The organism is Acinetobacter sp. CE-15 (genome assembly GCF_051059255.1).
GTDB classification, from domain to species: domain Bacteria; phylum Pseudomonadota; class Gammaproteobacteria; order Pseudomonadales; family Moraxellaceae; genus Acinetobacter; species Acinetobacter guillouiae.
On sequence record NZ_CP192737.1, the window covers coordinates 1,103,883 to 1,130,301 of the forward strand.

At 39.3% G+C, this 26,419-nt stretch carries 28 protein-coding genes and 1 pseudogene; 25 read left to right on the forward strand and 4 right to left on the reverse strand.

The window, feature by feature from the left end:
• The first annotated feature begins 15 nt into the window (after positions 1 to 15).
• The 6 genes and pseudogenes from ACQ7EO_RS05170 (at position 16) to ACQ7EO_RS05195 (ending at position 3,699) form a co-directional block, all read left to right on the forward strand.
• Positions 16 to 234 (forward strand): hypothetical protein, encoded by a 219-nt coding sequence (locus tag ACQ7EO_RS05170; RefSeq protein ID WP_434279070.1) that lies wholly within the window; start codon positions 16 to 18, stop codon positions 232 to 234.
• Positions 235 to 617: 383 nt separating this feature from the next.
• Positions 618 to 996: pseudogene (locus ACQ7EO_RS05175) on the forward strand (RHS repeat domain-containing protein); the annotation flags it as partial.
• Between the two features lie 420 nt (positions 997 to 1,416).
• Positions 1,417 to 1,734, forward strand: a complete 318-nt coding sequence (locus ACQ7EO_RS05180; protein WP_434279071.1) for a hypothetical protein — start codon at positions 1,417 to 1,419, stop codon at positions 1,732 to 1,734.
• A gap of 140 nt (positions 1,735 to 1,874) precedes the next feature.
• A complete protein-coding gene (locus ACQ7EO_RS05185) occupies positions 1,875 to 2,054 on the forward strand; it encodes a hypothetical protein (protein ID WP_434279072.1) in 180 nt (59 codons plus the stop codon).
• Between the two features lie 1,136 nt (positions 2,055 to 3,190).
• The gene (locus tag ACQ7EO_RS05190) at positions 3,191 to 3,487 is read left to right on the forward strand and encodes a hypothetical protein (RefSeq protein WP_434279073.1); all 297 of its coding nucleotides are present in this window, start codon (positions 3,191 to 3,193) and stop codon (positions 3,485 to 3,487) included.
• Positions 3,484 to 3,699, forward strand: a complete 216-nt coding sequence (locus ACQ7EO_RS05195; protein ID WP_151956927.1) for a hypothetical protein — start codon at positions 3,484 to 3,486, stop codon at positions 3,697 to 3,699. Before ACQ7EO_RS05190 ends, ACQ7EO_RS05195 begins: the two co-directional genes overlap by 4 nt.
• Before the next feature lie 243 nt (positions 3,700 to 3,942).
• Here the strand turns inward: ACQ7EO_RS05195 and ACQ7EO_RS05200 are convergent, their stop codons facing one another.
• Positions 3,943 to 4,284 (reverse strand): winged helix-turn-helix transcriptional regulator, encoded by a 342-nt coding sequence (locus tag ACQ7EO_RS05200; protein ID WP_004717650.1) that lies wholly within the window; start codon positions 4,282 to 4,284, stop codon positions 3,943 to 3,945.
• A 142-nt stretch (positions 4,285 to 4,426) separates the two neighbouring features.
• Between ACQ7EO_RS05200 and ACQ7EO_RS05205 the strand changes: the two genes are divergently transcribed.
• The 4 genes from ACQ7EO_RS05205 (at position 4,427) to ACQ7EO_RS05220 (ending at position 8,174) form a co-directional block, all read left to right on the forward strand.
• Positions 4,427 to 5,083, forward strand: a complete 657-nt coding sequence (locus ACQ7EO_RS05205) for a DsbA family protein (RefSeq protein WP_434279074.1) — start codon at positions 4,427 to 4,429, stop codon at positions 5,081 to 5,083.
• Between the two features lie 25 nt (positions 5,084 to 5,108).
• On the forward strand, positions 5,109 to 5,969 hold the full coding sequence (locus ACQ7EO_RS05210; RefSeq protein WP_434279075.1) for a Vmh family MBL fold metallo-hydrolase: 861 nt from the start codon (positions 5,109 to 5,111) through the stop codon (positions 5,967 to 5,969).
• A 469-nt stretch (positions 5,970 to 6,438) separates the two neighbouring features.
• Positions 6,439 to 7,308, forward strand: a complete 870-nt coding sequence (gene hchA, locus ACQ7EO_RS05215) for a glyoxalase III HchA (RefSeq protein WP_262086708.1) — start codon at positions 6,439 to 6,441, stop codon at positions 7,306 to 7,308.
• A gap of 128 nt (positions 7,309 to 7,436) precedes the next feature.
• Positions 7,437 to 8,174: a PA1136 family autoinducer-binding transcriptional regulator gene (locus tag ACQ7EO_RS05220; RefSeq protein ID WP_434279076.1), complete on the forward strand. Its 738-nt coding sequence runs from the start codon at positions 7,437 to 7,439 to the stop codon at positions 8,172 to 8,174.
• 241 nt (positions 8,175 to 8,415) lie between these two features.
• On the opposite strand, the gene ACQ7EO_RS05225 is transcribed toward ACQ7EO_RS05220, so the two are convergent.
• The gene (locus tag ACQ7EO_RS05225) at positions 8,416 to 9,231 is read right to left on the reverse strand and encodes an IclR family transcriptional regulator (protein WP_004717641.1); all 816 of its coding nucleotides are present in this window, start codon (positions 9,229 to 9,231) and stop codon (positions 8,416 to 8,418) included.
• Between the two features lie 258 nt (positions 9,232 to 9,489).
• On the opposite strand from ACQ7EO_RS05225, the gene ACQ7EO_RS05230 reads away from it, so the two are divergent.
• The 14 genes from ACQ7EO_RS05230 to ACQ7EO_RS05295 all read left to right on the forward strand — a co-directional run bounded on the left by ACQ7EO_RS05230 (position 9,490) and on the right by ACQ7EO_RS05295 (position 22,919).
• The gene (locus tag ACQ7EO_RS05230) at positions 9,490 to 9,795 is read left to right on the forward strand and encodes a non-heme iron oxygenase ferredoxin subunit (protein WP_034615827.1); all 306 of its coding nucleotides are present in this window, start codon (positions 9,490 to 9,492) and stop codon (positions 9,793 to 9,795) included.
• A gap of 25 nt (positions 9,796 to 9,820) precedes the next feature.
• A complete protein-coding gene (locus ACQ7EO_RS05235) occupies positions 9,821 to 10,120 on the forward strand; it encodes a recombinase-like helix-turn-helix domain-containing protein (RefSeq protein WP_004823462.1) in 300 nt (99 codons plus the stop codon).
• A gap of 17 nt (positions 10,121 to 10,137) precedes the next feature.
• Positions 10,138 to 11,205 (forward strand): Rieske 2Fe-2S domain-containing protein, encoded by a 1,068-nt coding sequence (locus tag ACQ7EO_RS05240; protein WP_434279077.1) that lies wholly within the window; start codon positions 10,138 to 10,140, stop codon positions 11,203 to 11,205.
• Entirely contained in the window at positions 11,198 to 11,962 is a 765-nt protein-coding gene (locus ACQ7EO_RS05245) for an SDR family oxidoreductase (protein ID WP_434279078.1), read from the forward strand. The genes ACQ7EO_RS05240 and ACQ7EO_RS05245 overlap by 8 nt, the downstream gene beginning before the upstream one ends.
• Before the next feature lie 11 nt (positions 11,963 to 11,973).
• Entirely contained in the window at positions 11,974 to 12,906 is a 933-nt protein-coding gene (locus ACQ7EO_RS05250) for a VOC family protein (RefSeq protein ID WP_434279079.1), read from the forward strand.
• A gap of 25 nt (positions 12,907 to 12,931) precedes the next feature.
• Entirely contained in the window at positions 12,932 to 14,143 is a 1,212-nt protein-coding gene (locus tag ACQ7EO_RS05255) for an NAD(P)/FAD-dependent oxidoreductase (protein ID WP_239045103.1), read from the forward strand.
• A 40-nt stretch (positions 14,144 to 14,183) separates the two neighbouring features.
• Positions 14,184 to 15,407 (forward strand): MFS transporter, encoded by a 1,224-nt coding sequence (locus tag ACQ7EO_RS05260; protein ID WP_004823455.1) that lies wholly within the window; start codon positions 14,184 to 14,186, stop codon positions 15,405 to 15,407.
• A 23-nt stretch (positions 15,408 to 15,430) separates the two neighbouring features.
• Complete coding sequence (locus ACQ7EO_RS05265; protein WP_004717620.1) at positions 15,431 to 15,952, forward strand: cupin domain-containing protein; 522 nt, start codon at positions 15,431 to 15,433, stop codon at positions 15,950 to 15,952.
• A gap of 42 nt (positions 15,953 to 15,994) precedes the next feature.
• A complete protein-coding gene (locus tag ACQ7EO_RS05270; protein WP_434279080.1) occupies positions 15,995 to 16,807 on the forward strand; it encodes an alpha/beta fold hydrolase in 813 nt (270 codons plus the stop codon).
• Positions 16,808 to 16,827: 20 nt separating this feature from the next.
• Positions 16,828 to 17,622 carry an SDR family oxidoreductase gene (locus ACQ7EO_RS05275; RefSeq protein WP_270383507.1) on the forward strand — a complete coding sequence of 265 codons (795 nt, stop codon included), beginning with the start codon at positions 16,828 to 16,830 and terminating at the stop codon, positions 17,620 to 17,622.
• A gap of 9 nt (positions 17,623 to 17,631) precedes the next feature.
• Entirely contained in the window at positions 17,632 to 18,423 is a 792-nt protein-coding gene (locus ACQ7EO_RS05280; RefSeq protein WP_004717614.1) for an aspartate dehydrogenase, read from the forward strand.
• A 12-nt stretch (positions 18,424 to 18,435) separates the two neighbouring features.
• Positions 18,436 to 19,902, forward strand: coding sequence for an aldehyde dehydrogenase (locus ACQ7EO_RS05285; RefSeq protein WP_303576385.1), 1,467 nt, complete (start codon positions 18,436 to 18,438; stop codon positions 19,900 to 19,902).
• 38 nt (positions 19,903 to 19,940) lie between these two features.
• Entirely contained in the window at positions 19,941 to 21,581 is a 1,641-nt protein-coding gene (locus ACQ7EO_RS05290; protein ID WP_056513148.1) for a thiamine pyrophosphate-binding protein, read from the forward strand.
• Positions 21,582 to 21,725: 144 nt separating this feature from the next.
• Positions 21,726 to 22,919, forward strand: coding sequence for a hypothetical protein (locus ACQ7EO_RS05295; RefSeq protein ID WP_239045108.1), 1,194 nt, complete (start codon positions 21,726 to 21,728; stop codon positions 22,917 to 22,919).
• Positions 22,920 to 23,135: 216 nt separating this feature from the next.
• Here ACQ7EO_RS05295 and ACQ7EO_RS05300 read toward each other — a convergent pair whose 3' ends face one another.
• Complete coding sequence (locus ACQ7EO_RS05300; protein WP_434279081.1) at positions 23,136 to 24,020, reverse strand: dihydrodipicolinate synthase family protein; 885 nt, start codon at positions 24,018 to 24,020, stop codon at positions 23,136 to 23,138.
• 5 nt (positions 24,021 to 24,025) lie between these two features.
• Entirely contained in the window at positions 24,026 to 24,808 is a 783-nt protein-coding gene (locus tag ACQ7EO_RS05305) for an aldolase (RefSeq protein WP_004823445.1), read from the reverse strand.
• Between the two features lie 109 nt (positions 24,809 to 24,917).
• On the opposite strand from ACQ7EO_RS05305, the gene ACQ7EO_RS05310 reads away from it, so the two are divergent.
• Positions 24,918 to 26,348, forward strand: a complete 1,431-nt coding sequence (locus ACQ7EO_RS05310) for a PLP-dependent aminotransferase family protein (protein WP_244013732.1) — start codon at positions 24,918 to 24,920, stop codon at positions 26,346 to 26,348.
• The last annotated feature ends 71 nt before the right edge of the window (positions 26,349 to 26,419 follow it).

The window sequence follows — 26,419 nt, forward strand, 5'->3', positions numbered from 1 at the left end:
GTGAAAGGAACATAAATGAAGACTTGGGATCAAGTAGTAGAAAGTGCAGCTGAATTTATATCTTTTTTGGAAAAAGGTAATTTTTATAATACTAAGTTTAGTACTGAAAAAGATTACAAGATTATTTTTGATGCTAATTTAGGGATAGATTATGCGACTAATGATAGTTTTGATGATTTTGATGAATGGGAAACTGTGACTGATCCCCCCCGATATTTTTCTAGAAAGCTTTGAATGGAACGATCGGATTAAATATAAACTAAAACAAAAAAATTATTTTGGATTTGAAAATCAAGACTTTAACGGAGCTAAAGAAAAATGGATAACGGGTGAAGCTTGTCTGATAGTAGAGTTAATGTATAGAGATATAGGTATAATATTTCAATGTTATGCAAATGACTATTTTCCTACAATCTGGAAAGAAATTTTAGAAATATATTTAAATGGTGGTTTTCCGTGTGGATGGGATGGTCATCTACCTGAAGGGAAAATTGTAGTTTTTTCTAATCAATAAAATTTAAAATCAGATAAGTTATTTCAAATTATACAAAGCTCAATGATAGCTTCATTGAGCTTATTTTTATTTTAATGATTCATATAACGTACGCCAAAATTTGCTATCGAAAACCACCAAGCAAAGCAAAGGCTTCGATGATTTATGGTTTTACCACTGTGACCACTTAGGTACACCACAAGAAATGAGTGATCAGTCTGGTGCTGTCATTTGGAAGGCGGAGTATAAGGCGTGGGCTGAATGTAAGACTGAAAAAGTAAAATCAAGTTTCTTTGAAAATTCTGAAATTATTTCAAATAATATTCGTTTCCAAGGACAATATTTCGACCAAGAAACTGGGCTTCATTACAATCGTTATCGTTATTATTCGACTAATGTTGGAAGATTTGTTAGTAAAGATCCAATTAGTTTGCTTGGTGGAAATAATTTATATAAATATGCTTCAAACCCAATAGAATGGGTTGATCCGTTAGGTTTGTCACCTAATAAAAATTCTAAAACTAAAGGCAATTCTGCAACAACTAATGAAACTAATAGTTGTTGTGACCAAGATCCATGTGCAAGTTTAACAGATGTACAATGGTCTAATCATGGAAACAAACACGTTCCAGCACCAAATTTAAGTTGGCAAAAAATAATTGAAAGTACAGGTCATCAAGGGAAAGCAAAATATAAACCGGGTGTGAATATTAAGGCTTTAGAAATGACAGCTTGGAGTACTGGTACAAAAATAAATGCTGGAGCGGGTAAAAATTCAGTTTGGAAAGTATTTAAAGCTCCTGATATTATTGGGTTAATGATGGTAAAGAAACTGAATATATGCGTGTAGAATGCTCACAGGGAGTTATTCATGTACATCCAATTTCTAAAACGACACATGATAGTTATATTAAGAGGTCAAAATGAGTATTTGGTGGGAAATAGACATTAAAACAGGAATTGTAGATCATGACTCGATTTCTTGGATAAATGATAATTTTGAAGTAACAGAAGATACAGTTTTTGATTTATCTCAAGATTTATTGCAAATTAATTTTAAAAATCAAAAAATTATTTTAGATGTAGGGTGGTATCCTGATTTAGATGCAAATGGAGCATTTAGAACGGAATTAATTAAAGATAATGATTGGGAAAACCTAATTATTTCTGTTGAATCTAAAGATATAGGAAGTCTGAAACATGATATTAGTAGAGTTATTAGTGACCGAATATATGAATAATAAATTTATACTAGATATCTTGTAATAGTCGAGATTCAAATAACTTAAATCTGCATTAATAATGTATTAGTGTGTTGCTAAAACTAAGTAAAATCATTATTGATTTGAGTTCAAAGATAATCAAACGAAATAATTCACTGATGATTACTTGGAATAAACTACAAACTGCTAATGGAAATTCAATTAATTTTCCAAAAGCTTTAGAGCTTCTATGCTCTCCTGATGAAAATGAAAGAAAGGCTGGTTATTGGATGATTGATAATCATGCGATTTTGCAATCTGATCTCTATGAGGCTGCATATTATGTTATAGCCCCTTAATTTGATTATTTATATTCAACCAGTTATAAAAAATAAATTCTAAATTTGTTAATCAAAATAGCAACAGGCTTTACTCCTTCTGATATTCATATAAATATTAATGGTATAGATGCTCTTTTAATTGATGCATGTCAGAATAGGATTAAAGAGAAAATAAATATTTTAATTCAAATTGATCGAGATGATATTTCTTTAGAAGAATTTTAATTAATAAATGAAATTATAGATGATTAGTAATTTGTTTTCTTTTATGATTATAGGATTTTTAAGTGTATGTTTAAAATTGTGCAAAATAATTAAATATTAGTGTTTTGAATAAATGTAATTTATTAGCTTGAGTAATTTAATGACTATAAAGTTGTAAATTTTAAATGAGTTGTTAAGGTATGATTATAAAAAAAGAATATTTTAAATCATTAGGAAATAATTTTGATATAAAATAAAGTGATAAAACTTTAAAAATCGTTAGATTGGTTTATAACTTTTTTGTTCAAAAATTTGAAAATTACTCTGTGATCAGAGAATTTTTAGATAGTATAGAGTTTTGAGATTTTAATCGTGAAAATTCAATCTAATGGGCAAGTCTTTGTTATTTATATTAAATTAAATATGTTGTAAATGAGGATATTAACTTAAGAAAAGAAATTATTTCTATTTTAATGAAAGATCTTAATGATAATAAAGTAATGGAAGAAAAGCGTTTTAATCGGGTAATGAATGGAAGTGAAATAGCTTCTAGAGTTGAGACTAGGAACAAGGAAAAAATTGGGACCAGAATTTTATTATACTAACTCTATAGTATTAATAATTGATATGCTGAAAAATATATATGGGTTCAAAGATAAAGAAGACTCTTTTTTATTACAGGTTAATATTATTTTTGAAATTAATGAGTTAAAAAAATTTAATTGGGATAAACCAATTTTCACTTTAAATACAAATAAAGTCAATATGTTGATTGAATTAATTTAAAATTTTATTAAGTTGATTTGTACAAATAAAATTTAATTTATAATATTTATTTATATTAAATTTACTTATAGAATAAATGCAAAATATAGTAATCAGAGGTTAGTAGCTGAGTCAATGGGAATTATAAATGATTATTACTAATAATGACTGGTATTGGAGAATAAATGGCCTGCTTATATGATAGATATGAAATTGGAGAAATTGCTGAATTGGTTATTAAAAATAAAGGTTTTTCAATAATCTATCATGATGAATTGGAAATTTATTTGGCAAAAAATGAACAAGGTTGGAATTTTAGAGCTGAAACAATTTGCGCTTTATTAGGACTAATAACTGTACATGAAGAGAATCTTGATATTGCTTCAGATGATAGACTAAATTTATACGAGTTTAGTGATGTTTTGCCTTTAATAAAAACTCAAAAGCCAAACTATATTGCAGTATATGAGAAAAAGAAATGATCAATTTATCAGATGGGTATGAAGATTTTCCTATAATATTTAAAACAATACTTGATAAAGGATACCAAATTTGGATCGATGAATTAGGTAGTTTTTGGGCTGAAAAGGATGGATGGGATTTTGTCTCAGATAATCCAGCAGGTCTATTAGGATTAATCGCAATTTATGAAGCGAAGAAACCAGAAAAATTTAAAGAACGATGGTGGGAATAGTCATTCCTATAATTTTTTACCTATAAATTGAAGCAATTGAATGACTTGTAAATGAAGTATAGAGTTAAATTAAATTACTGATTGTAATGATCTTATAATTCATTAAAGTATTTATAGTACCTAACAGTGATCACTTAGGTACTCAATAAATCACCACTCAAAGATGATTATTTGAATCGTTCAATATCAAACTTAAGAAAAGTGAAAAAGAACCTTAAATAGAAAACTTATAACAATTCCAAGTTAATTTTCATTTTGTTCAATCCATTGAACCAAGTCATAAATTTTTTCAGCGACTTCAACTCCTTTATTTTCAGATAAAGAATATTCTACATGTGGCGGAATAATTGGATATTCCTTACGAATCACAAAACCATCATTTTCCAAATCACGTAAAGTTTGAGTCAACATTTTTTCACTGATGCCATCAATTCTCCGTCTTAACTCACTAAAACGGTGAGTCCCTCTTCTTAAACAGAACATGACCAAAACGCCCCAACGATTGGTTAAATGCATAAGCTTAACCCGAGACGGGCAATTCTTTGACAACACATTTGCGGCTAAACAAGATTCATCAGTATTCATAAACTTTCCACGACTAAAAAACACTTACTTTTTAGTAAGTACTTACAAAAAGTAAGTTTATTATTTACTATAACAAATATCAGCAAAACTGTGTGGCTTTTCACATATTTTGAATCATATATTTATAGATGAGAGTTAATTTATGGCTTCTCCAATTCTACACTGGATTATCGACCCGATCTGCGGCTGGAGTTATGGTGCACTGCCTTTAATTAATGCAGTCGAAGAAAAATTTCCAAATCTACAACGTCTACATTTTGGTGGACTTTATAGTGAAGATCATCAACCACAAATGACAGCAGCAATGCGAACCCAGATCATTCACTATGATGAACAAATCCATCAACTCACAGGTGTTGATTTTGGTGATGAATATAAAAATGGTTTGCTTAAAGACAGCACACTGATCATGAACTCTATCCCTGCAACTCATGCGTTACTGAGTATTCAGCAGGGGGTAGGGCATAGCGCGATGATATTGTTATTAAATTTAATACAACAGGGCTACTATCAAAAAGGTCTAAATGTCACACAATATAGTGTACTGGCGCAACTTGCTGTCGAGTTAGGACTGAATAATGACCAATGGTCAAAATATTTAGATGCGATTGATCAAGATCAACAAGATGAATATATTCAACATGCACGCCAATTATTATCCCATGTTCGAGGACAAGGTTTTCCAACATTGGTGTATGAAAATCAACATGGTGAAATGGGCAAAATACCGCTTCATGGTTTTTATAATAAATCAGAGGATTTTGTACGTTTTTTAGATCAACAACTACTTAAATCTTAATTTAATTCTAAAGAGAGCCAACAATATGAAATTATTCTTAAAAACACTTCTTGCAAGTTCAGTGATGTTGAGTGCTTCTGCATTTGCAGCAGAGTTAAGCTATAAAGTTTATAACCCACAAGCACAAGGCATTTTTCCGGTTACATCTACACTTATTTCGGGTGAAAAAGATGCAGTGCTGGTCGATGCGCAATTCAGTGTTAACGATGCAAAGAACTTGGTTAAAATCATTCAAGACAGCGGTAAAAACCTTAAATATATTGTGATTACTGCGGGTGATCCAGATTTTTATTTTGGTTTAGAGCCGCTGGTACAAGCGTTTCCAGATGCAAAAGTAATTGCAACCCCTGAAGTTGTTAAACATATTGAAGCAACCAAAGAAGGCAAGTTTGCTTATTGGGGACCTATCTTAAAAAATGGTGCGCCATCTCAAGTGATTGTACCAAGTGCTAGTGAAGATAAAACAATTGTGCTAGAAGGTGAAAAAATTGAGATCAAATCACCGGGTAAATATGTATCTTATCTATGGGTTCCAAGCAATCGTACAATTCTAGGTGGTGTAGGGTTATCTTCAGGGATTCATCTGTGGACAGCAGATGCACAAACTGAAAAAGAACGTAACGAGTGGCGAAAAACGCTAAAACAAATGAATCGTTTAAATCCACGTGCAGTGATTCCTGGACATTATATTGGTGATATTCCAACAGGAACTCAAGCAATCGACTTTACTTATCAATACCTTGTGGATGTTGATCAAGTTTTAAAAGATCATAAAGATTCAGCATCAGTGATTGCCGCTTTAAAAGAAAAATACCCAAACTTGGCTGAAGAAAGTTCTTTGGAGTTAAGCTCTAAAGTGTTGACGGGTGAGATGGAATGGAAATAATTTAACGATGACCTATTGTTTTAAATTCATGAACTTCGTCATTGTTGGTGAACGAGGATAATGGGTTAATCTAATCAGGTGAAACTTAATCTAAGATCACGGTTAAGTTTCATCATTGAAGCCATTGATTTTTTCTAAGCGGAATTTTGAGTTTCAAAGTCTAATACACAATCAACATTTAAAAAATCTCTCACAGTATTTCATTTCATCTCTACGTTGTATTTCTGTATCGAGCGTGAGTATGGATCGTAGAAAATATAAAACTTTCTTAAAATCTAATTAAATAAAAATCATATACTTAGTGTTAATAAGGCAGGGTTTATTGGCAGCGATAGCGTGATTAAAATTGAATTCAGCATATGTTTTAAAAATGTAGGAATAGGGGTTTTCCCTCATTCAAAAATCTTTTTAGGGCAGAATATACTGTGCATGTTGAATATATCCTCTATAAGAACGCTTGGAGTAAAAAATGACTGAACTAAGTAAAATACCTACACCAGATACTGCTGAAGATAATGCATTTTTTCCATCCCCTTATTCTTTAAGCCAGTACACCGCATCGAAAACAGATTATGACGGTACGACTTATCCCAATCCATATCGTGGCGACAAAAAAATTCTGATGATTGCAACGGATGAGCGCTATATCCTGATGCAAAACGGTAAATTCTTTTCTACAGGAAATCATCCAGTTGAAATGTTACTTCCGGTATTTCATTTAGACAATGCAGGTTTTGAGTTTGATATTGCAACGCTCTCAGGCAATCCTGCCAAGTTGGAAATGTGGGCGATGCCGAATGAAGATCAAGTGGTTTTAGATACTTATGCAAAGTATGCTGAAAAACTTAAAAACCCGTTAAAGCTTGATGATATTTTGGACGAGATCATTGCTGGAAACTCGCCATATGCAGGGGTTTTCATTCCCGGTGGTCATGGTGTACTCGCGAAAATTCCTGAAAGTAAAAGTGTAAAAAAAGTTTTAGAATGGGCGATAAACAACGATAAATATGTGATTACACTGTGTCATGGACCCGCAGCTTTACTTGCCGCAGCCGTCGATGAAAAACCAGAAAACTATATATTTAAAGATTATGAAATTTGTGTATTTCCTGACTTTTTAGATAAAGGCGCAAATATTGAAATTGGTTATATGCCTGGGCCATTACAATGGTTGGTGGGTGAAAACCTCGATAAATTAGGCGTTAAAATCCTAAATAAAGGTATCACAGGGCAAGTTCATAAAGACCGAAAACTTCTGACTGGAGACAGTCCTTTGGCATCGCATAATTTAGGTAAGTTAGCCGCTGAAACCTTATTGGCTGATCCTGAATTGGTATAAGCATCAATCAAGAGGTTGTTTCTATTTAGACGCAATTTTTTATCTCAATATTGGAGATCTAGAGGCGATTTGCTACTGATCTCCAATATTTTAGTTTTAAGTGTTCAGTTTAGTGAGAAGACGGCTTTATGAGACTTGCAAGCAATCAACTGGCCGATTTATTGTTTCAGACTGTTCACCAATTGAGACAAGCACGTGACCTCGAAAGTCTATTTAAAATTCTGGTGGGATTTGCTGCTCAGCTAAATTTTGATCGGATTATTGTATGTAGTGTTTCACCTCTAAACCAACATGAATGGATTGATGAAGTTTTCTTTGTCCATGGCAATTGGGTTGATCGCAGCAATATCGAAGAGCGTGAAGTATATTTACGCCGCTGCCCAATCACCAAGCATATTTTTGAATACGATGAAGCCTTTTTTTGGGCAAAGAGCTTGCATAAAAAAACTGCAAAAGAAACCTATCGGATTATCAAAAGCCCTCTGCATCTTGGTGAGGTCAATGGAATACAAGTGCCCGTATTTGGTCGAACAGGTTTAGAGGGTGCAATTTCATTTGCGGGTGAAATTTCGGATATGGGTGCTGATTTTAAACTCACAGTACAGATGGTTTGTAATATTGCCTTTGGTGAAATTTTACATAAACAAAAGCATAGAATTGCGCATAAAAAAATACTGACCAAACGTGAAAAAGAAGTTTTAAAATGGGCGGCAGTGGGTCAAAAGCATTTTGAGATTGCCGACATTTTAAAAATTTCAGAGAGAACTGTTGAAAATCATTTACGCAGTATAAGAAAGCGCTTAGGAGTAAAATCTACTGCTCAAGCAATTGCTTCTGCCATCATCAGCAGAGAAATTAAATTATAAAGCAGCTCGATGTTTGCGACTTTTAAACATTCAGGTTTAGCCAAAAGCGCAGCGATTCTTTTAAGAAGCATAGCGTGAGCATTGAGATTTTAAGCCCCCCCTCAAAAAAAAAGAAGAAAAGAAATAAAATAATAATGATCGCCAAATAAAAACCAGAAGGATTCTTTATTTGGCGTGTATGTGTAGAAAATTTGGTTAGTCTTCCCTATGCCCAAATTGAAGTAATTAGATTTATCAATGCTTAAAAATAAATAAATTTTGAAATTTTATCAGCATACTCAACTACATTTTGAGAAATTTCACCTCTAAATAAATCTTCTGTATAGGTGCTCAATGGGCAGCTTACAGATAATACGGCAGCGATTTCTTGAGTTGCCTGACTATAAATCGGTGCAGCACTGGCAGCCATATCGGTATTAAAGTGCCCCCAACTGATCATAAAATCCTGACTGCGGACATAGTTTAAACGTTCTAATAAACTCGCCAAATCGCGTGGTGTACGATCAGAATAGACTTTCCAATCGGTAAAATGTTCATAGCGCTTAACCACTTCAGCCTCAGAAAGGCGAGATAAAATTAATTGTCCAATTACGGTAGCATGGGCATGCCAACGTGTACCAATATGCACATTACTGGTAAATGAACCAATAGATTGGGCATTGCTGATAAAGACGATATCAGTGCCTTCTAAAATCGAAAGATGCACAGCGATTTTAATTTTATCGCGTAATTCACGCATGATGGGGCTAGCCAAATCAGTCAGCGATGATTTGGATAAGCTGTTAAAACCAAGTTCCATCACATTGCTGTTCAGCGCATAAGTCTTTTGCGACATTTTTCTTAAATAACCACAAAACTCTAAAGTGTGGATTAAACGAAAAGCACTCGAACGGTTTACATCTAATTTTTCTGCGATTTCAGAAATGGTCATTTCCTGATGCTGTTGATCAAATAATTTTAAAATGGCTAAGCCACGCACCAAACCCGGTACTAAATAACGTTCATCATTATTGGGTTCAGCATTTTGCTCCAAGAGAGCATCATTTATTAAGTTCATTGCCAAGTTGCCCTATGTTTATTTTGCAATTCCTGCACATGGAATACCACTATAGTAATCATCAATTTTTCTAATCTCAATGTTTATATATAAAACATTTTTTTGATTAAGAAACATCTAAAAATATAACTTTTTATTAATTCATTGAAAAACATAAAAATATAGTATTTGACAAGCAAAATGATCAAAGCTTATGCTATTCATTATGTTTTAAATGCTAAATTAAGTTTTATATATAAAACAAATAAGGATGCAAAAATGAGTTGGATCTCAGTTTGTCAGCAAGATGACATTACCGAAGACGAGCCGAAAGCCATAGAAGTCGAGGGTAAGAAAATTGGTGTTTTTTTTATCGATGACAATTATTTTGCGATCGAGAATGTTTGCCCACATGCCTTTGCGTTGCTAACAGAAGGTTTTATTGAAGATCAAACCGTGGAATGCCCATTACATGAGGCAATTTTTGATATTCAAACAGGTGAGCTAAAGAGTGGACCGGGATGTCGTGATTTGTGTACTTATCCCGTACGTGTTGAAGGGCAGGACGTTCAAATTCAACTATAAGTCTTATTTATAAGGATGGAATCTCATGAAAACATTTAATGAGAAGCTAGCGAACTGGATTCATGCCACGCCAGCGACCGAAGCAGGGATTAACAATATTCAAATACCGGGACAGCCAGAACTTCTGGTTTGGCAAACACGTTATAAAGTGCCAACAGTCTATGAGCAGGATTTTGTTCAACATTTAATTCAAGCCTTTTCTTCAGGCGTAACAGAACTTACCGATTTAGTTCAATCTTTAAATCAACAAGGTTTTCGTTGCGAGTCTGGTGAACTTTGGACTTCTGAAACATTTTCTGAAGAAATGCAACGTTTAGGTTATTGATTCAAGGAAGAACAGTGATGAATGCAGCAGTAACAGTGACTCCGAGTGTTGAGGAGTATTTAGATTTAGGTTTGCGTGATCAATGGCATCCTGTACTGGCAAGTTGGGAAGTCGCAGCCAATCCTGTGGGTATTACCCGTTTAGGTGAAAATATCGTGGTTTGGCGTGATGACCAAGGTCAGGTGCATGCTTTAGAAGATCGTTGTCCGCACCGTGGTGCGCGTCTTTCTTTAGGTTGGAACTTAGGTAATCGCGTGGCATGTTGGTATCACGGCGTTGAAGTTCGCCATGATGGCAAGGTTGAAGATGTACCCGCAGTACATGAATGCCCAATGAAAGGCACAACCTGTGTGAAAAGCTACCCAGTGATTGAGCAACATGGTGCAATTTTCCTGTGGTTTGGCATTGATCCAAATGAAGTCGCTAAACCACTTGATTTTCCTGAACAATTGGCGAGTGAGGAATGGAGTTCATTTCTATGCCAAGCGGATTGGAAGGTCAATCATCAATATGCGATTGATAATGTGATGGATCCAATGCATGGCACCTATTTGCATTGTACCTCGCACTCAATGGCGGACGGTGAGCGTACTGCAGAAATGAAACACCGCTCAACTGAAAATGGTTTTGTCTTTGAAAAAGAAGGGCAAACAGGGGTCAATTTTGACTGGGTTGAATATGCCAATACTGGTGCAAGTTGGTTGCGTCTTTCGATTCCTTATCGTAAAGATTTTGGTCCAGGCGGTGAGTTTTGGATTGTGGGTTATGCCACACCGATTGATGCTCAAAATACCCGTGTTTTCTTCTGGCGTTGTCGTAAAGTCAGTGGTTGGCAACGTAATGTTTGGCGTTTTCTTTATCGCAATCATTTAGAAAAACTGCACTGGGATGTCTTGGAACAAGATCGAATTATTTTAGAAAATCTTGCGCCAAATGCACGTCAACATGAATTCCTCTATCAACATGATGTCGGTTTATCGCGCTTACGCCGTTTAATGAAAAAAGAAGCGGAAAAGCAGTTAAAGAAAATAGCGACATTGAATAGCTCAAACCGTATTGAAATGCAGGAACAAGTTCATGGTTAATGTCGCATTGTTGCAGGGCAAGAAAGTCTTTGTTACAGGCGCAGCAAGAGGCTTGGGACGAGACTTTGCACAGGCCATTGCCGAAGCTGGTGCTCAAGTGGTCATGGCGGATATCTTGACAGATCTTGTGCAACAAGAAGCAGTAGTATTGCAGGCACAGGGTCTACAGGTGACTGCGGTCACGATTGACTTGGCCAATGCTGATTCGATTCAACAGGCTGTTCAGCAAGCAGCTGAACATTTAGCTGGAATAGATGGTTTGGTGAATTGCGCTGCACTTGCGACCAATGTGGGTGGTAAAAGTTTGATGGATTATGACGCCGATCTATGGGATCGGGTCATGAACATCAATGTCAAAGGGACGTGGTTGGTCACCAAAGCATGTGTGCCATATCTCAAGCAGTCCGATGCAGGCAAGGTAATTAATGTGGCATCGGATACGGCTTTATGGGGCGCACCTAACTTAATGGCCTATGTTGCAAGTAAAGGTGCTTTGCTGGCAATGACCCGTTCGATGGCCAGAGAGTTAGGGCCATTTAATATTTGTATCAATACGCTTTCTCCAGGATTGACGTTGGTTGAAGCAACAGAATATGTACCACAAGAACGTCATGATTTATATGTAAATGGTCGTGCGATTCAACGTCAGCAGTTACCACAGGATCTGAACGGAACAGCACTTTATTTACTTTCGGATTTGTCCTCATTTGTGACTGGACAGAATATTCCCGTAAATGGTGGTTTTGTCTTTAATTAAGGAATTGTTTCATGATTACAGGGATCGAGATTTTAAAGTTTGGCGTTGAGGATCGGGCTGCTTCAAATAAATTTTTGGCAGATTTTGGTTTAAAGCCAAGCCAATCAGATATTGAGGGTACGGATCTTTATCAAACCCAGAACGGCAGTAGAATTTATTTATTTGATTGTGATGATCCGCGTCTACCACAGGCCATCGAGTCAGGCTCAACTTTACGTGAAGTGACTTGGGGCTTGGATGATGCAGCACAGGATTTGGCTGATTTAGCGACTCGCCTGAAAGATGTAGATGGTTATCAAGCCACGGCTGACATGCTGCAATGCTTAGACCCAAATGGGATGACCATTCGCTTTCAAGCCAGCTTTACCCAAGAGCTACCTGCGTTAAAAACAGAAGGGATTAATCAATACGGCAGTATCACTCGTGTCAATGCAGCCAGTCCAGTGTATGAAAAAGGGCAACCTGTTGCGATTGGACATGTGGTGTTCTTTACCCCAGATTTAGAAAAAACAGAATCTTTCTATATCGAAAAGCTCGGTTTCTTCTTATCGGATGCTTATCGTAATCGTGGTGCTTTTTTACGTTGTCGTGGCAAAGGCTATCACCATGATTTGTTCTTGCTTTCGGTACCCAATAAACCTGCTGGACTCAATCATGTGGCCTTTGTGGTGCGTGATATTCATGAAGTGATTGGCGGTGGCTTAAACATGAACCGTTCTGAATGGTCTACTTTTATTGGTCCAGGTCGTCATCCAATTTCTTCGGCTTACTTCTGGTATGTCAACTCACCTTTGGGTGGTGCATTTGAATACTACACCAATGATGATTATTTGACGGAAGAATGGCAACCACGTGTTGAAGAACATTGTTTAGAACTCTTTACTGAGTGGGCGGTTGAAGGTGGTTTAGATGACCACACTCGTCGCCAAGTCAAACCTGTATAAGCAGTTGGAACAGGGAGATTAAGCTATGCAAAGAATTGTCATCGTTGGCGCAGGACAAGCCGCAGGTTGGGCGGTCAGCACACTCCGTCAACATGGATTTCTAGGTGAAATTCATGTGGTATCCAATGAGGAACGGGTATTTTACGAACGCCCACCGCTGTCAAAACAAGTCCTCTCCAAAGAAGCCAGTTATGACAGTTTGCATCTGTTCTCTGCTGAACAGATGCAAGATTTTAACATTGAGTGGCACAAACCCGCTGTGGCAACACAAGTGGATCGCCAACAAAAACATGTGGTTTTAGAAAGCGGTCAAGTTTTGCCTTATGACAAATTATTGATTGCGACTGGAAGCCGAGCACGTGTGCCAGTCAATACATGGCAGTTTATTCCCAATGTGGTGACTTTACGGAATGTACAAGACTGTGAACGTTTAGCCGAAATCTTACAACATACGCAAAAGTTAGCAGTAATTGGTGGTGGTTGGATCGGCTTGGAAATTGCAGCAACGGCACGGAAACAAGGCAAACAAGTGCATGTTTTTGAATACGGTGATCGACTTTGTGCACGTAGCGTTAGCCCTGATGTGTCTGAATTTTTGCAAAATATGCATCAACAACAAGGTACTCAGATCCATTTAAATAGTAAAAATGTGCATTTGATTGAAGCCGGTCAACAGCAAGTTGAAGTGGTGAATCATCCAAATGCCAGTGAACTGTTTGATTGTGTAGTAGTGGGTGCGGGTGCAGATATTGCCAAAGAGCTAGGTGTGAGTGCGGGTTTAGACGTTAAAGATGGCATAGTCGTCAATGGTTTTGGACAAACTTCAGACCAAGACATTTATGCCGCAGGTGATGTGGCGATACATCCAAGTTTGGGCTATTGCATTCAGTCTTGGGCCAATGCGCAAAATCAAGCCATTGCCACGGCAAAGTCAATGTTAGGTATGGATACGGAATATCTGGATATTCCTTGGTTATGGTCAGACCAGTATCACTACAATATTCAGATTTTAGGGACTTACCAACCTGAAAAAACCAAGCAGATTGTACTACGTCAAAATGCAGCAGATCAGTGCAGTTATCTTTATCTGGATGAGCAAAACTGTTTGATCAATATGATTGCGATCAATGACTCAAAACTGGTCAAACTGGCAAAGCGCTGGATGCAATCCAATACCGTGTTAGACCCCCAATTATTAGCAGACCCTGAATTTAATGTCATGAAATTAAAACCATAAACATTAAATCCGGTTCATGACTCAATCGAAGGAATGAAATATGAGTAATGAAGAAAAAAGTGGATTGAAGCATTGGGTTCCTGCTTTTGTCCTGATGATCTGTGTCGTTCTGGCATTTTTCGACAAAATTAGTATCGCAGTCTTATTTGCGGACCCGCACTTTCAGGGTGCGATGGGGATTGCCCAAGACAAAGCAAAACTTGGATGGTTAATGACCAGCTTTTTATTGGCTTATGGTTTTTCCTCAGTGTTTTTAAGCTTCTTAGGCGATATTTTTAGTCCTAAAAAAATGCTGTTTTGGAGCGTCTTATCTTGGGGAATACTCATGTTCTGTATGGGTTTTACCACCAACTATACAGGGATGTTAATTCTCCGCGTTCTGCTTGGATTAGCTGAAGGCCCATTATTTGCCTTGGCTTATACCATCGTGAAACAAACTTATACAGATCGTCAGCAAGCACGTGCTTCCACCATGTTTTTGTTGGGTACACCGATCGGTGCTTTCTTGGGTTTTCCAATTACCGCGGCTGTTCTCGCAAAGCATGATTGGCATACCACCTTCTTTGTGATGGCTGGTTTAACTGTGATTGCACTGATTGCGATTGTGTTTGGCTTACGTAATTTACAACTCAAGAAAACCATTGAGCTGGAATCGACCAGTAAACGTGTCAATTTTAAAGGGCATATCCACAACACCAAAGTGTTATTACAGAACGGTTCTTTTTGGTTGGTGTGTATTTTCAATATTGCACTGATGACTTATCTGTGGGGATTAAACAGTTGGGTTCCATCCTACCTGATTCAAGACAAGGGCTTTAACCTTAAAGAGTTTGGTATTTATTCAAGCTTCCCATTTATCGCCATGTTGATTGGTGAAGTGATTGGTGCATTTCTTTCTGACAAGTTAGGTCGTCGTGCCATTCAGGTATTCAGTGGCTTACTGGTGGCCGGCATCTTTATGTATGTCATGGTCATTATGACAGATCCAATTTTAGTGATTGTAGCAATGTCTCTCAGCGCAATGGCTTGGGGCTTTGGTGTCGCAGCAATATTTGCACTACTTGCTCGTGTGACCACCGCTGATGTGGGCGCGACTGCGGGTGGGATTTTTAATGGACTGGGTAATTTTGCCAGTGCAATTGCACCCGTTCTGATCGGTTACATCGTGATGCAAACCCACAGTTTTAATTTAGGAATTACCTTCTTAGCAGCAGTTGCTGTGATTGGATCGTTCTTCTTGGTTCCTTTACTAAAACGTTATTAATTCAAGATATCTAGGAGTTAAACATGACTACTCAACAATTCGAATCATGGTCACAGCCTGAAGGTACAAGCTTACAAGATTGGTTAAATACCCGTATCGCACGTTTTGAAACACGTAAATATGATTTTGATGCCTTGAAGTTCCAAGCGGACTATGACCCCAAATATCGCCGTGCCCAAATGCGTTATATGGGCACGGGTGCAACAGGTGTAGTCAATGATGGCAACACTGTTCCAGCAGAAAACTTCACTTTTTCAACCATGGTTTTACCTCCGCAGTGCGAAGGGCCTTTGCATATTCATCATGATGTTGAGGAAGTGTTTTTTATGTTGCGTGGTGAGATTGACCTGTTTATCGAACATAACGGTGAGAAATTTCAAACCAAACTTAAAGAGCGAGACCTGATTTCAATTCCACCTGGAATTTACCGTGGCTTGTTTAATCCGGGTCAGGAAGATGCCTTGATGTGTGTGATGTTAGGTGCGGGTAAACCGACCATTCCGAACTATCCACCAGAACATCCATTGTCGCAAATCAAACGTTGATTGAATCGACAAAGCCCAGCCCTACAGCAAAGGAATCCAGCCATGACATTGCTTGATCGATTAGCCAAATATCCAGTCAAAACCATTGTAGTGGATGGTCAAGTACACGCCTATCGTGAGGCAGGTCAAGGCCAGCCGTTGATTTTGCTACATGGGATTAGTTCGGGTTCTGCTTCATGGATCAACCAGCTCGATGTACTGCGTCAGTCTTTTCGTGTGATTGCTTGGGATGCACCGGGTTATGGCTTATCAGAAGGTTTAAATACAGCGCAACCGAATGCAGAAGATTATGCACAACGTTTGTTGGGTTTAATCGATGCTTTGGCAATTTCGCAAGCCATTCTGGTTGGTCATTCCCTTGGGGCTTTACAGGCCAGTGCTTTTGCTCATCTTTATCCTGAACGTGTAAAGACTTTGCTGATTGCCAATGTGGCACAAGGTTATCAACGTTCAGATGAGGAAAGCAAATCACAGGTCTATCAAAAAAGACCGATGTTGTTGAAAAGCTTTGGTCATGCAGGCATGGCGGCAAGTCGTGGACCGCATTTAATTTATAAACAAGATGCTCAAGCTTTGGCTTTGGTCACAGCGGTGATGCAGGATTTGACCTTAGACGGTTTTACCCATGCATCGTATTTGCTGGCCTATGACGAAATTAGAAATTATTTAACAGATATTCGTGTTCCTTGCGTCGTGATTGCAGGCGATCAGGACCAAATTACACCTGCACAAGGTATCCAAGACCTTGCCGCAGAAATGCAATTGAGCCGATGTCATCTGATTACAGATGCAGGTCATCTGAGTTATGTCGATCAACCACAACAGTTTAACGACATTATTTTATCGGCATGTTAAGACTCAAACGAGAGAAAAATATGAGCTTCCAAGTTGAAGGAAAAGTAGCAGTAGTAACAGGTGGCTCGTCAGGCATTGGTTTGGCTGCTGTCGAAATTTTAGTTGCAGAAGGTGCCAAAGTGGCATGGTGTGGTCGGGATGAACAGCGTCTAGCAGAATCAAAAAATTATATTTTGGAAAAGTATCCGCAAGCCCATATTTTTACTCAAGCCTGCAATGTTTTAGACAAACAAGATGTAAAACGCTTTGCACAACAGGTCAATCAAAATTTAGGCAATGTCGACATGTTGATCAATAACGCAGGTCAAGGGCGTGTATCCAATTTTGAAGACACCCAAGATGAAGATTGGATGAAAGAAATTGAATTGAAGTATTTCAGTGTCTTGCATCCTGTTCGTGCATTTTTAGATGATTTAAAACAGTCGGCCTGTGGATCAATCACCAATGTCAATTCCCTACTGGCCTTGCAACCTGAACCACACATGATCGCGACTTCATCGGCACGCGCCGCTTTGCTGAATTTAACCCACTCCTTAGCGCATGAATTTAGCCAATATGGGATTCGGGTGAATTCAATTTTATTGGGCATGGTGGAGTCAGCACAGTGGAAACGCCGTTTTGAAACACGTTCAGATAGCCAAGCGTCATGGGAACAGTGGACAGGCAATATTGCAAAAAACCGTGGTATTCCAATGCAACGTCTAGGTAAACCTGAAGAACCAGCACACGCTTTGGTGTTCTTGGCTTCACCATTGGCATCCTATACCACGGGTGCAGCCTTGGATGTCTCTGGTGGATTTAACAAACATTTATAAGGTGTGCCCATGAAACAGTTGATGATGATTGGTTTCGGTGCAATGGCAGCAGAAGTGTATGCACATATGCCACAAGATTTACAGCTTAAATGGATTGTGGTGCCTGCACGCAGTGTTGAAAAAGTACAGGCACAAGTATCCGCTCAGGTACAGGTAATTAGTTCGATTGATCAATGCCTTGGCACGCCTGATTATGTGATTGAAGTGGCAGGCCAAGCGGCGGTAAAAGAACATGCCCAAAAGGTGTTAGAGAAAGGATGGACTATTGGTCTGATTTCAGTGGGAACCTTAGCCGATAGCGAATTTTTCTCTCAACTGAAACAGACTGCGGAACAACACGATGCCCATCTACATCTTTTAGCGGGTGCGATTGCGGGGATCGATGGTATCTCTGCGGCAAAAGAAGGTGGTTTGGAAAAGGTCACCTATAAAGGCTGTAAAAGTCCGAAGAGTTGGCGTGGCAGTTATGCTGAACAATTGGTTGATCTCGATCAGGTCAGTGAAGCTATGGTTTTTTTTCGTGGTACAGCCAGAGAAGCAGCACTGAAGTTTCCAGCCAATGCCAATGTTGCAGCGACCATAGCACTCGCAGGTTTAGGCATGGATGAAACCATGGTTGAGCTTACGGTTGATCCAAAAACCAATAAGAACAAGCACACCATTGTGGCAGAAGGCGTGTTTGGTGAAATGACCATTGAATTGGTGGGTGTGCCTTTGGCAAGTAATCCCAAAACCTCAACTTTGGCTGCGCTTAGCGTGATTCGTGCATGTCGCAATAGCGTTGAAGCAATTCAGATTTAAAAGGATTTGATCATGGTAAAGGAAATTTATATCGCAGGTGAATGGCGATTAGGTAAAGGCAATACGATTCAAAGTCTGTTTCCAGCAGATCAATCTGTAAATGCTGAAATTTCTACAGCGAGTTTAGATGATGTCAATGAAGCAATTGAAAAAGCAGATTTGGCATGGCGACAAGCAGGCTGGCGCAATAGCATGCCACATGAACGTGCGCGTATTTTGTATAAAGTGGCAGAGATTATTGAAGCGCGTGTAGATGAGCTTGCAAAATTACAAACCCGTGATAATGGTAAGCCACTGGCTGAAACACGTGGTTTAGTGATGAGTGCAGCCGCTACAGCACGCTATGTTGCCGCAGCATGTGAAACGCTGAATGATGAACTCACCACACAACGTGCGGCTGACTTTATGACCATGAGTGTGCATGAACCTGTCGGTGTGGTGGCCGCGATTACACCGTGGAATTCACCGATTGCCAGTGAAGTTCAAAAACTTGCCCCTGCGATTGCTGCTGGAAATGCGGTGATTCTTAAACCGGCAGAGGCAACGTCTTTAATTGCCTTGGAACTCGCCAAAATCTTTGAACAAGCAGGATTGCCAAAAGGCTTACTCAGTGTTTTAGTGGGCCGTGGTTCTGTAATTGGTGATGCCATCGTAAAGCATCCTTTGGTCCGCAAAATTTCATTTACTGGCGGAACCACTACAGGGCGTCATTTGGCTCATCTTGCCGCAGATAAATTGATTACCACCTCATTAGAGCTTGGTGGAAAATCCCCTACGATTGTTATGCCTGATGCAGATATTGAATTGGCTGCTAAAGGTGTGGCTTATGGGATCTTTAGTTCCGCAGGACAAGCCTGTATTGCAGGTTCACGACTCTTCGTGCATCACGGTATTTACGATCAGTTCCTTAAGCGTTTGGTTGAAATTACCAAAGCTTTACGAGTGGGACATCCAGAAACAGCGGGTGTACATTTGGGCTCTTTAATTAATCCAAAGCATTTGGCTTCTGTCGATGCCTATGTGCAATTGGCCAAGCAAGAAGGTGGTCAAGTTATAGTGGGTGGTCAAGCGCTGACGGATGGTGATTTAGCGAAAGGAAGTTATTACTTACCGACCATCATCACGGGCTTAAATAATACTGCACAAACCTGTCAGGAAGAGATTTTTGGTCCGGTCTTGGTGGTGATGAAGTATCACGATGAAGCTGATTTAATCACCCAAGCCAACGACAGTTGTTTTGGGCTTGCAGCAGGAATCTGGACTGAAAACTACCGTAAAGCTTGGCAAATTGCACGTGCTTTGGAAGTCGGTACAGTCTGGATTAATACCTATAAAAAATTCTCTATTTCGGCACCGTTTGGTGGCTTTAAAGAAAGTGGTATCGGGCGTGAAAAAGGGCGTTTAGGTATTTTGTCTTATATGCAGCAAAAAAGTATTTATATGGGATTAAGCGAACAGCCAAATCCTTGGTGTGAATAATAAATTCATGGAATGAAAAAGTTTTTGAGGAATAAACAATGACAGAACGTGTAAATGTAGGCGAAGCAATCGCGCGTGTTTTAGAAGCACACCAAGTGGAAAGTATCTATGGGGTGATTTCAATTCATAACCTACCAATTGCAGATGCCGTAGGGCGTCGTGAAAAAATTCGTTTTGTGGCAGCGCGTGGCGAAGCAGGTGCAGTCACTATGGCAGATGGTCACTCACGCTTTAAAGGTTTAGGGGTTGCTTTGACCAGTACCGGTGCAGGGGCAGGCAATGCAGTAGGCTCATTGATTGAAGCGATGAATGCTGGGAGTCCTGTGTTGCATTTAACTGGGCAAGTTGAACGTGAATATCTTGATCGTGATGCCAGCTTTATCCATGAAACCAAAGATCAACTGACCTTCTTACGTGCTTCAAGCAAAGCTGCATTTCGTATTACCAGCCCAGACAATGCAGTGGGTGTAATTCGTGAAGCAATTCGTGTTGCAACCACAGTACCGATGGGGCCTGTAAGCGTTGAGCTCCCGATTGATGTGCAAGCTGCAGAAATTGACTTGCCATTGAATTTAGGTCCTGTCAAAGCGCTTGAATTACCGCAGGCTGAGCAAGTTGAAATTGATTTAATTGTTGAAGAAGTTAAAAAAGCCAAACGCCCCATCTTCTGGATTGGTGGTGGCACGTTAAATAGTGTTGATGAAGTGAAAGCTATTGCAGATCTTGGGATTCCTGTGGTTTCTTCGACCCATGCCCGTGGTGTGTTAGCGGATGAGCATCCACGCAGTTTAGGTGCATTCCATAACTCAGCAGGGGTTGAGCAACTGTTAAAACAGGCTGACTTATTGGTGGTAGTGGGCTCGCGTTTACGCAGCAATGAAACCAAAACCTATTCGGTGCAGTTCCCTGATAATCTGATTCAGATTGATGCCAATCCAGTGGCGCAGCAACGTAATTATAAAGTTCGTAACTTCATTTGTGCTGATGCCAAAGATGTATTACAACGTGTGCTCACAGGGCTAAGCGGTATCTCAAAAGTTGATGCAGATTATGATGCAGCGGTTGTTGCAGCAAAACAGTCCGCTATTGAGGCACTGCGTACTCAGCTGGATCAATATGCACTGATCTGTGATCACTTACGTGCGGCACTGCCTCAAGACGGTATCTTTGTACGTGACATTACCATGTCAGGCAGTACTTGGGGCAGCCGACTATTTCCAGTACAAGCACCAAATCAAAATATTCACTCACTTGCAGGGGCAATTGGTCTTGGTTTAGCCACGGCAATTGGCGCTTCTATTGCCAATCCAGATAAAAAAGTGATTGGTCTCGTGGGCGATGGTGGTTTGATGCTCGGTATCGGTGAGATTGCCACCATGGCACAAGAAAATACCAACATGGTGCTGATGATCATGAACGATGGCGGTTATGGCGTAATGCGTGGTATTCAAAAGAATTACTTTGGTGGGCGTCAATATTTCAACGAATTGCATACCCCAGATTATAAAGTCTTAGGGGAAGCAATGGGAGTGAAAAGCTGGAAAGTGGGCAGTGCAGATGAGTTTAAAAGCGTGATTCAACAAGCAGTCGATTTTCAAGGGCCAAGTGTGATCGAATTGGATATGAATTCGATTGGACCACTGAACTTTGCAGGACCGCCGCAGAAAAAACTCTATTAAATCCAGTTGAACATTCGATGTTGGCATCGGATGTTCAGTAAATTCACCAGCAAATTTTTTTGCTCAAAATACAATAAAAACTATGTTTTATAGGTAAAACAAAAGTCCAACAGGATCGTTGGAACACAAGGGAAGGACGCAATTATGAAAAAGACAGCTATCGCGATGCTACTTGCAGCATTGTATTTGGGTACCTCATCCAATGTTTTGGCGCAAAGCTCAGCATTAGAATGGAAAAGTGAAGATGAGACGGACTCTATAAAATTGGGTGGCGTGGTGCGATTAAACCAACGCTATGAAAATTGGGAAGGACCGAATGATGGCTTTGGCAAACTCTATTTTGATATTTTTAGAGTCGATGTCAAAGGTAAATTTGACGATGCCTATTTTAATGCAAGCTACTTGTTTCAAGACCAAGAGAAACGCTCGATCGAAAAAGCCTACGTGGGCTACAATTTAGATCAACAGAATAGTCTAGAAGCCGGCTTTGTATATAAACCTTTTGCGATTTATCCTTATCCGCAAAATGGTTGGACTTACCATATTCCATTCTTTTTGGGCTATGGCAATAACATTGCCCCAGGTTTGAACTGGAATTTTCATAATCAGGACTGGGATGTAAAACTGGGCTATTACCCTGAAATGCTGGCAACCAATCTGCGCTATTCGCCGGAAAGTGCCACTTATGATGATCTTGCCGACAATGCATTTCCAAGTCAAAAAGCCTATCAAAATGAAAAGCGCCATCAATTCAATACGCGGATTGTGCGCAAGTTAGACACCAAGGTGGGTAAGCAGGAAGTTGGGGTATCGGGGGCAATTGCGCAATTGCATAATAAAACCACCGATAAAAATGGCCAATATTATGCAGTAGGGGTGCATAGCGATAACAATTACAAACGCTTTAATTTACAAAGCTCTGTGATTCATTATCAATATGATGCAAAGAACCCTGACGGGGTCAATAATGATATGACTTTAATGGGGAATAACGGATTTACCCCTGCTTATTTTATTGCCTCTGAAGCGACAGTTGCCAGTTTAAATCTTGCCTATACCTTACCTATGCAAAATATGGGCAAACTCAAAGCGATCCGTTTCTACAATGATTATAGTTATATGGATAAGAAACGTGATGATTGGTCAGATTCTCAAATGAATACCACCGGGATGATGTTTATTGCGTCACCCTTTATGGTGTGGGCCGATTATACTTGGGGGAAAAATGCCAATATTATTGGCGGTGCAATGAATTCAACCGGTTTTAGCTCGACCGTTTCACCCTATAGTGACCAATGGTTGTATCGGATCAATTTAAACCTTGGATTTAGTTTTTAAAAAGTTAATTTGGGAATTGATCTGTTTGTTATGGCGATATTTGCTATGGCAATAACTGCTTTGTTGCATTTAGATTTAAACACCGATGGATGACATTTACTCATCATTTGAGTATTTGTCAAATGAGTATCTGTCAAAGCAGCAGATCGGCTGTGTATGCAACAAAGCATGTTTATCGGATCAATTTTATAACTTCACAAGCGTATACTAGGATCGTTACGCTTGTTTTGCTAAGGCCATCAACGACTTTAATTGCTGAACTTCTAGTGGAGTGGCATGTTGTAACGGTTTTCTTGGTTCACCTACAGAAAAACCTAATTCATTTAAACCTGCTTTGACTGTTTTCGGTAGGCCGCCTTGTACAATAAAGCGCAACAAAGGCAATTGACGATAAAACAAGGCTTTGGCGTGGTCTAAATCACCATCTTTGACTGCCTGATATAATTGACTTGGTAGCTGACCGAGTAGATTTGGCGCCACAGTACACCAACCACTTGCACCTGCACAAAATGCTTCAAGCGCCAAAGGATTACAGCCATTATAAAAGGGCAACTGTCCTTGAGATAATTCATGAAATTTATGCATGCGCTGAATATCACCTGTACTGTCTTTAACCATGCAAATATTCTCAATTTCTTGAAACATTTTCACGATCAATTCTGGTGACATATCTACGCCACTGGTTGCAGGGTTGTTATAGATCATGATCGGCAGTTTGGTGGATGCAGCAATTTGCTGATAATAATCATAGATTTCTTGATCATTGAGTTTCCAGTAAGACACGGGAATCACCATAATTAGATCAGCGCCAAGCTCCTCGGCTTTTTGGGCTTTTTGAATCGCCATCGCCGTTGTGAGTTCAGAAATTCCCAACATGACCGGGACACGTTGATTAACGACTTCGATACTTTTTTGTGCGACTTGTTGCCATTCTTGCCAAGATAAATAAGCACTTTCACCAGCACTGCCCAATGGCACAATCGCATTACATTGTTGTTCTAGCAGAGCATTTAATGTGATGGTCAGCGCATCAACATCGACAGCTTGTGTGTCTGGGTGAAATGGTGTGATTGGGTATGCAATAATGCCTTCTAATTTCATTTTCATTACTCCTCGATACAGTCCGCATGATTTTTTAAAGCTTTACGCGCATAGTAGGCAAAATTGACATTATTACGCTTGTTGGTAGAGACCCAGTCATGAGCTTCTTTTGCCAGTTCATGTGGGATCGGTTGAATTTGTCCAGCAGCCATTGCCAAAAGCTGAAGGCGGGCAGCGCGTTCAATTAAAATGGCTAAGTTGCAAGCCTCTTCAATGGTTTTACCTGCCACCAACTGACCATGATGTGACAGCAGTACAGCGCGGTTTTTACCTAAGGCTTCTGAAATAAAAATACCTTCTTCATTGCCGACGGGGACTCCCGGCCATTCTTCCACAAAAGAACAGTCTTCATATAAAGCGCAGGTATCCATTTGTGCGATCGCTAAGGGCACACGGAGCATCGACAACGCTGCAATATGTGTTGGATGGGTATGGATAATGCAATTCACTTCAGGATGTTGTTTATAAATCCATGTATGAAAGCGATTTGCAGGATTTGCCATGCCTTGTTGATCAAGTGGCTTTAGATCTTCATCAACTTCCAATAAGTTTTGCGCGGTAATTTCATCAAAGCCGAGACCAAAACGCTGGGTGATAAAGCTATTGCCTTGCGTGGTACGACAAGTGATTTGTCCAGCTAAGCCAGCATCATGGCCGTGGTCAAATAAAATACGGCAGCTTAATGCCAACTTTTGTCGATCTGTGTAGTTTGAATCTTGAATAAATTGCTGCATATTTTGCTGCGCATTTTGCATCAATTGCTGTTTATCGAGTTGTGCCGTTTGCATAAATAAAACCTCTCGCTGAGTTGATTTTCACATCGCCTAAGTACAGAATAAAAATTCTGTGGATGGATTAAAATATCCAGTTTCTAAAACTTATATGGGCCAGAGAGTTATGCGTCAGCCTTGGAAAATTCGGCTACATTTAGAAGATCGTGAAGAAAAGACCCTTTTTTTAAAGTTGGCAAATCAGATTATTCAAGAGATTTTATCTGGCAGAATTACTCAGGCAACACGCTTGCCAGGTTCACGTACACTGTCGGATGAACTCGGGATTAACCGAAAAACTGTACAATCGGTATATGAAGATTTGGAGGCACAGGGTTGGCTGGTTTCAAAAGCCCGGCAAGGCACCTTTGTCTCTGAGAATTTACCTGACTTAAAAGCGCAGTCATCGCCTACACCCGAACAGGTCGATATCACAGCAGTTTTGCCAACTCAGATGCTGATCAAAAATGATGGTGTGCCTGACAATCGGCTGATCCCGTATGAATTGTTTTCACGGGCTTATCGGCATGCATTGATTCAAGTAACACGTCATCAAACCATGGGATATGGAGATCCGCAGGGAAGTTTAGAACTTCGTCAAGCCTTATTAAAGATGTTGTCTATGGAGCGTTTTATACAGACCTCTATGGAAAATATTTGTGTGGTTCGTGGCAGTCAAATGGGGATTTTTCTAGCTGCGCGGGTTCTGGCTCAACATCAGTCTCAGCGTCATATTATTGTGGTAGAGCAATGGGCTTATCCACCTGCAGTGGAAACATTCCTGTCTAATCATTATCAAATTATTCGCGTGCGTTTGGATAAGCATGGTCTAGATACCGATCATTTAACTGAAATTTTGTCCAGCCATGCAGTTGCTGCGGTATACACCACACCTCATCATCAATATCCAACGACAGTGACGATGTCTATGGATCGAAGATTAAAGCTGTTAGAGCTGTCTAAAGCCTTTGATTTTTATATTATTGAAGATGATTATGACCATGAATTTCATTATGACAGTCGACCTATTCCGCCGTTAATCAGCTTACCGGCAGCAGACAAAGTGATTCATATCGGCTCTTTGTCTAAAGTGTTTGCGCCCAGTTTAAGAATTGGTTATGTGGTGACCAATGTGCAAATTATTCAGGCGATGAAACAAGACATTTTGCTGATCGATAAACAGGGCAATGCGATTACTGAATTGGCAATGGCTGAACTGATGCAGCAGGGTGAAATTAAGCGGCATATCCGTAAAATGCGTAAGATTTATCAGCAACGTAGAGATTTTGCTGTGAGGGCTTTTCAGCAAACTTTTGAGAACTGGGTTGAAATAGCCCCACCTGCAGGCGGCATGGCGTTGTGGGTAAAGTTTAAATTGCCTTTTCAACAGCAGTTTTTAACGGTTTTAAAGCAATTACATATTGATTCTGAATATGATTTTGGTTCGGAATGGCATCATTCTGATCACAGTTTCTATATTCGTTTTGGTTTTGCAGCCCTGACCGAATTGGAAATCCGTCAAACTGTTGAAAAGTTGTATCAGGTTTTTGTGAGCTGATGATGCTCAATATACTTAGAAAGTATTTTGAATCTTGTTGAACTGACTTTAGAAGGGTTTAAGCAAAAACC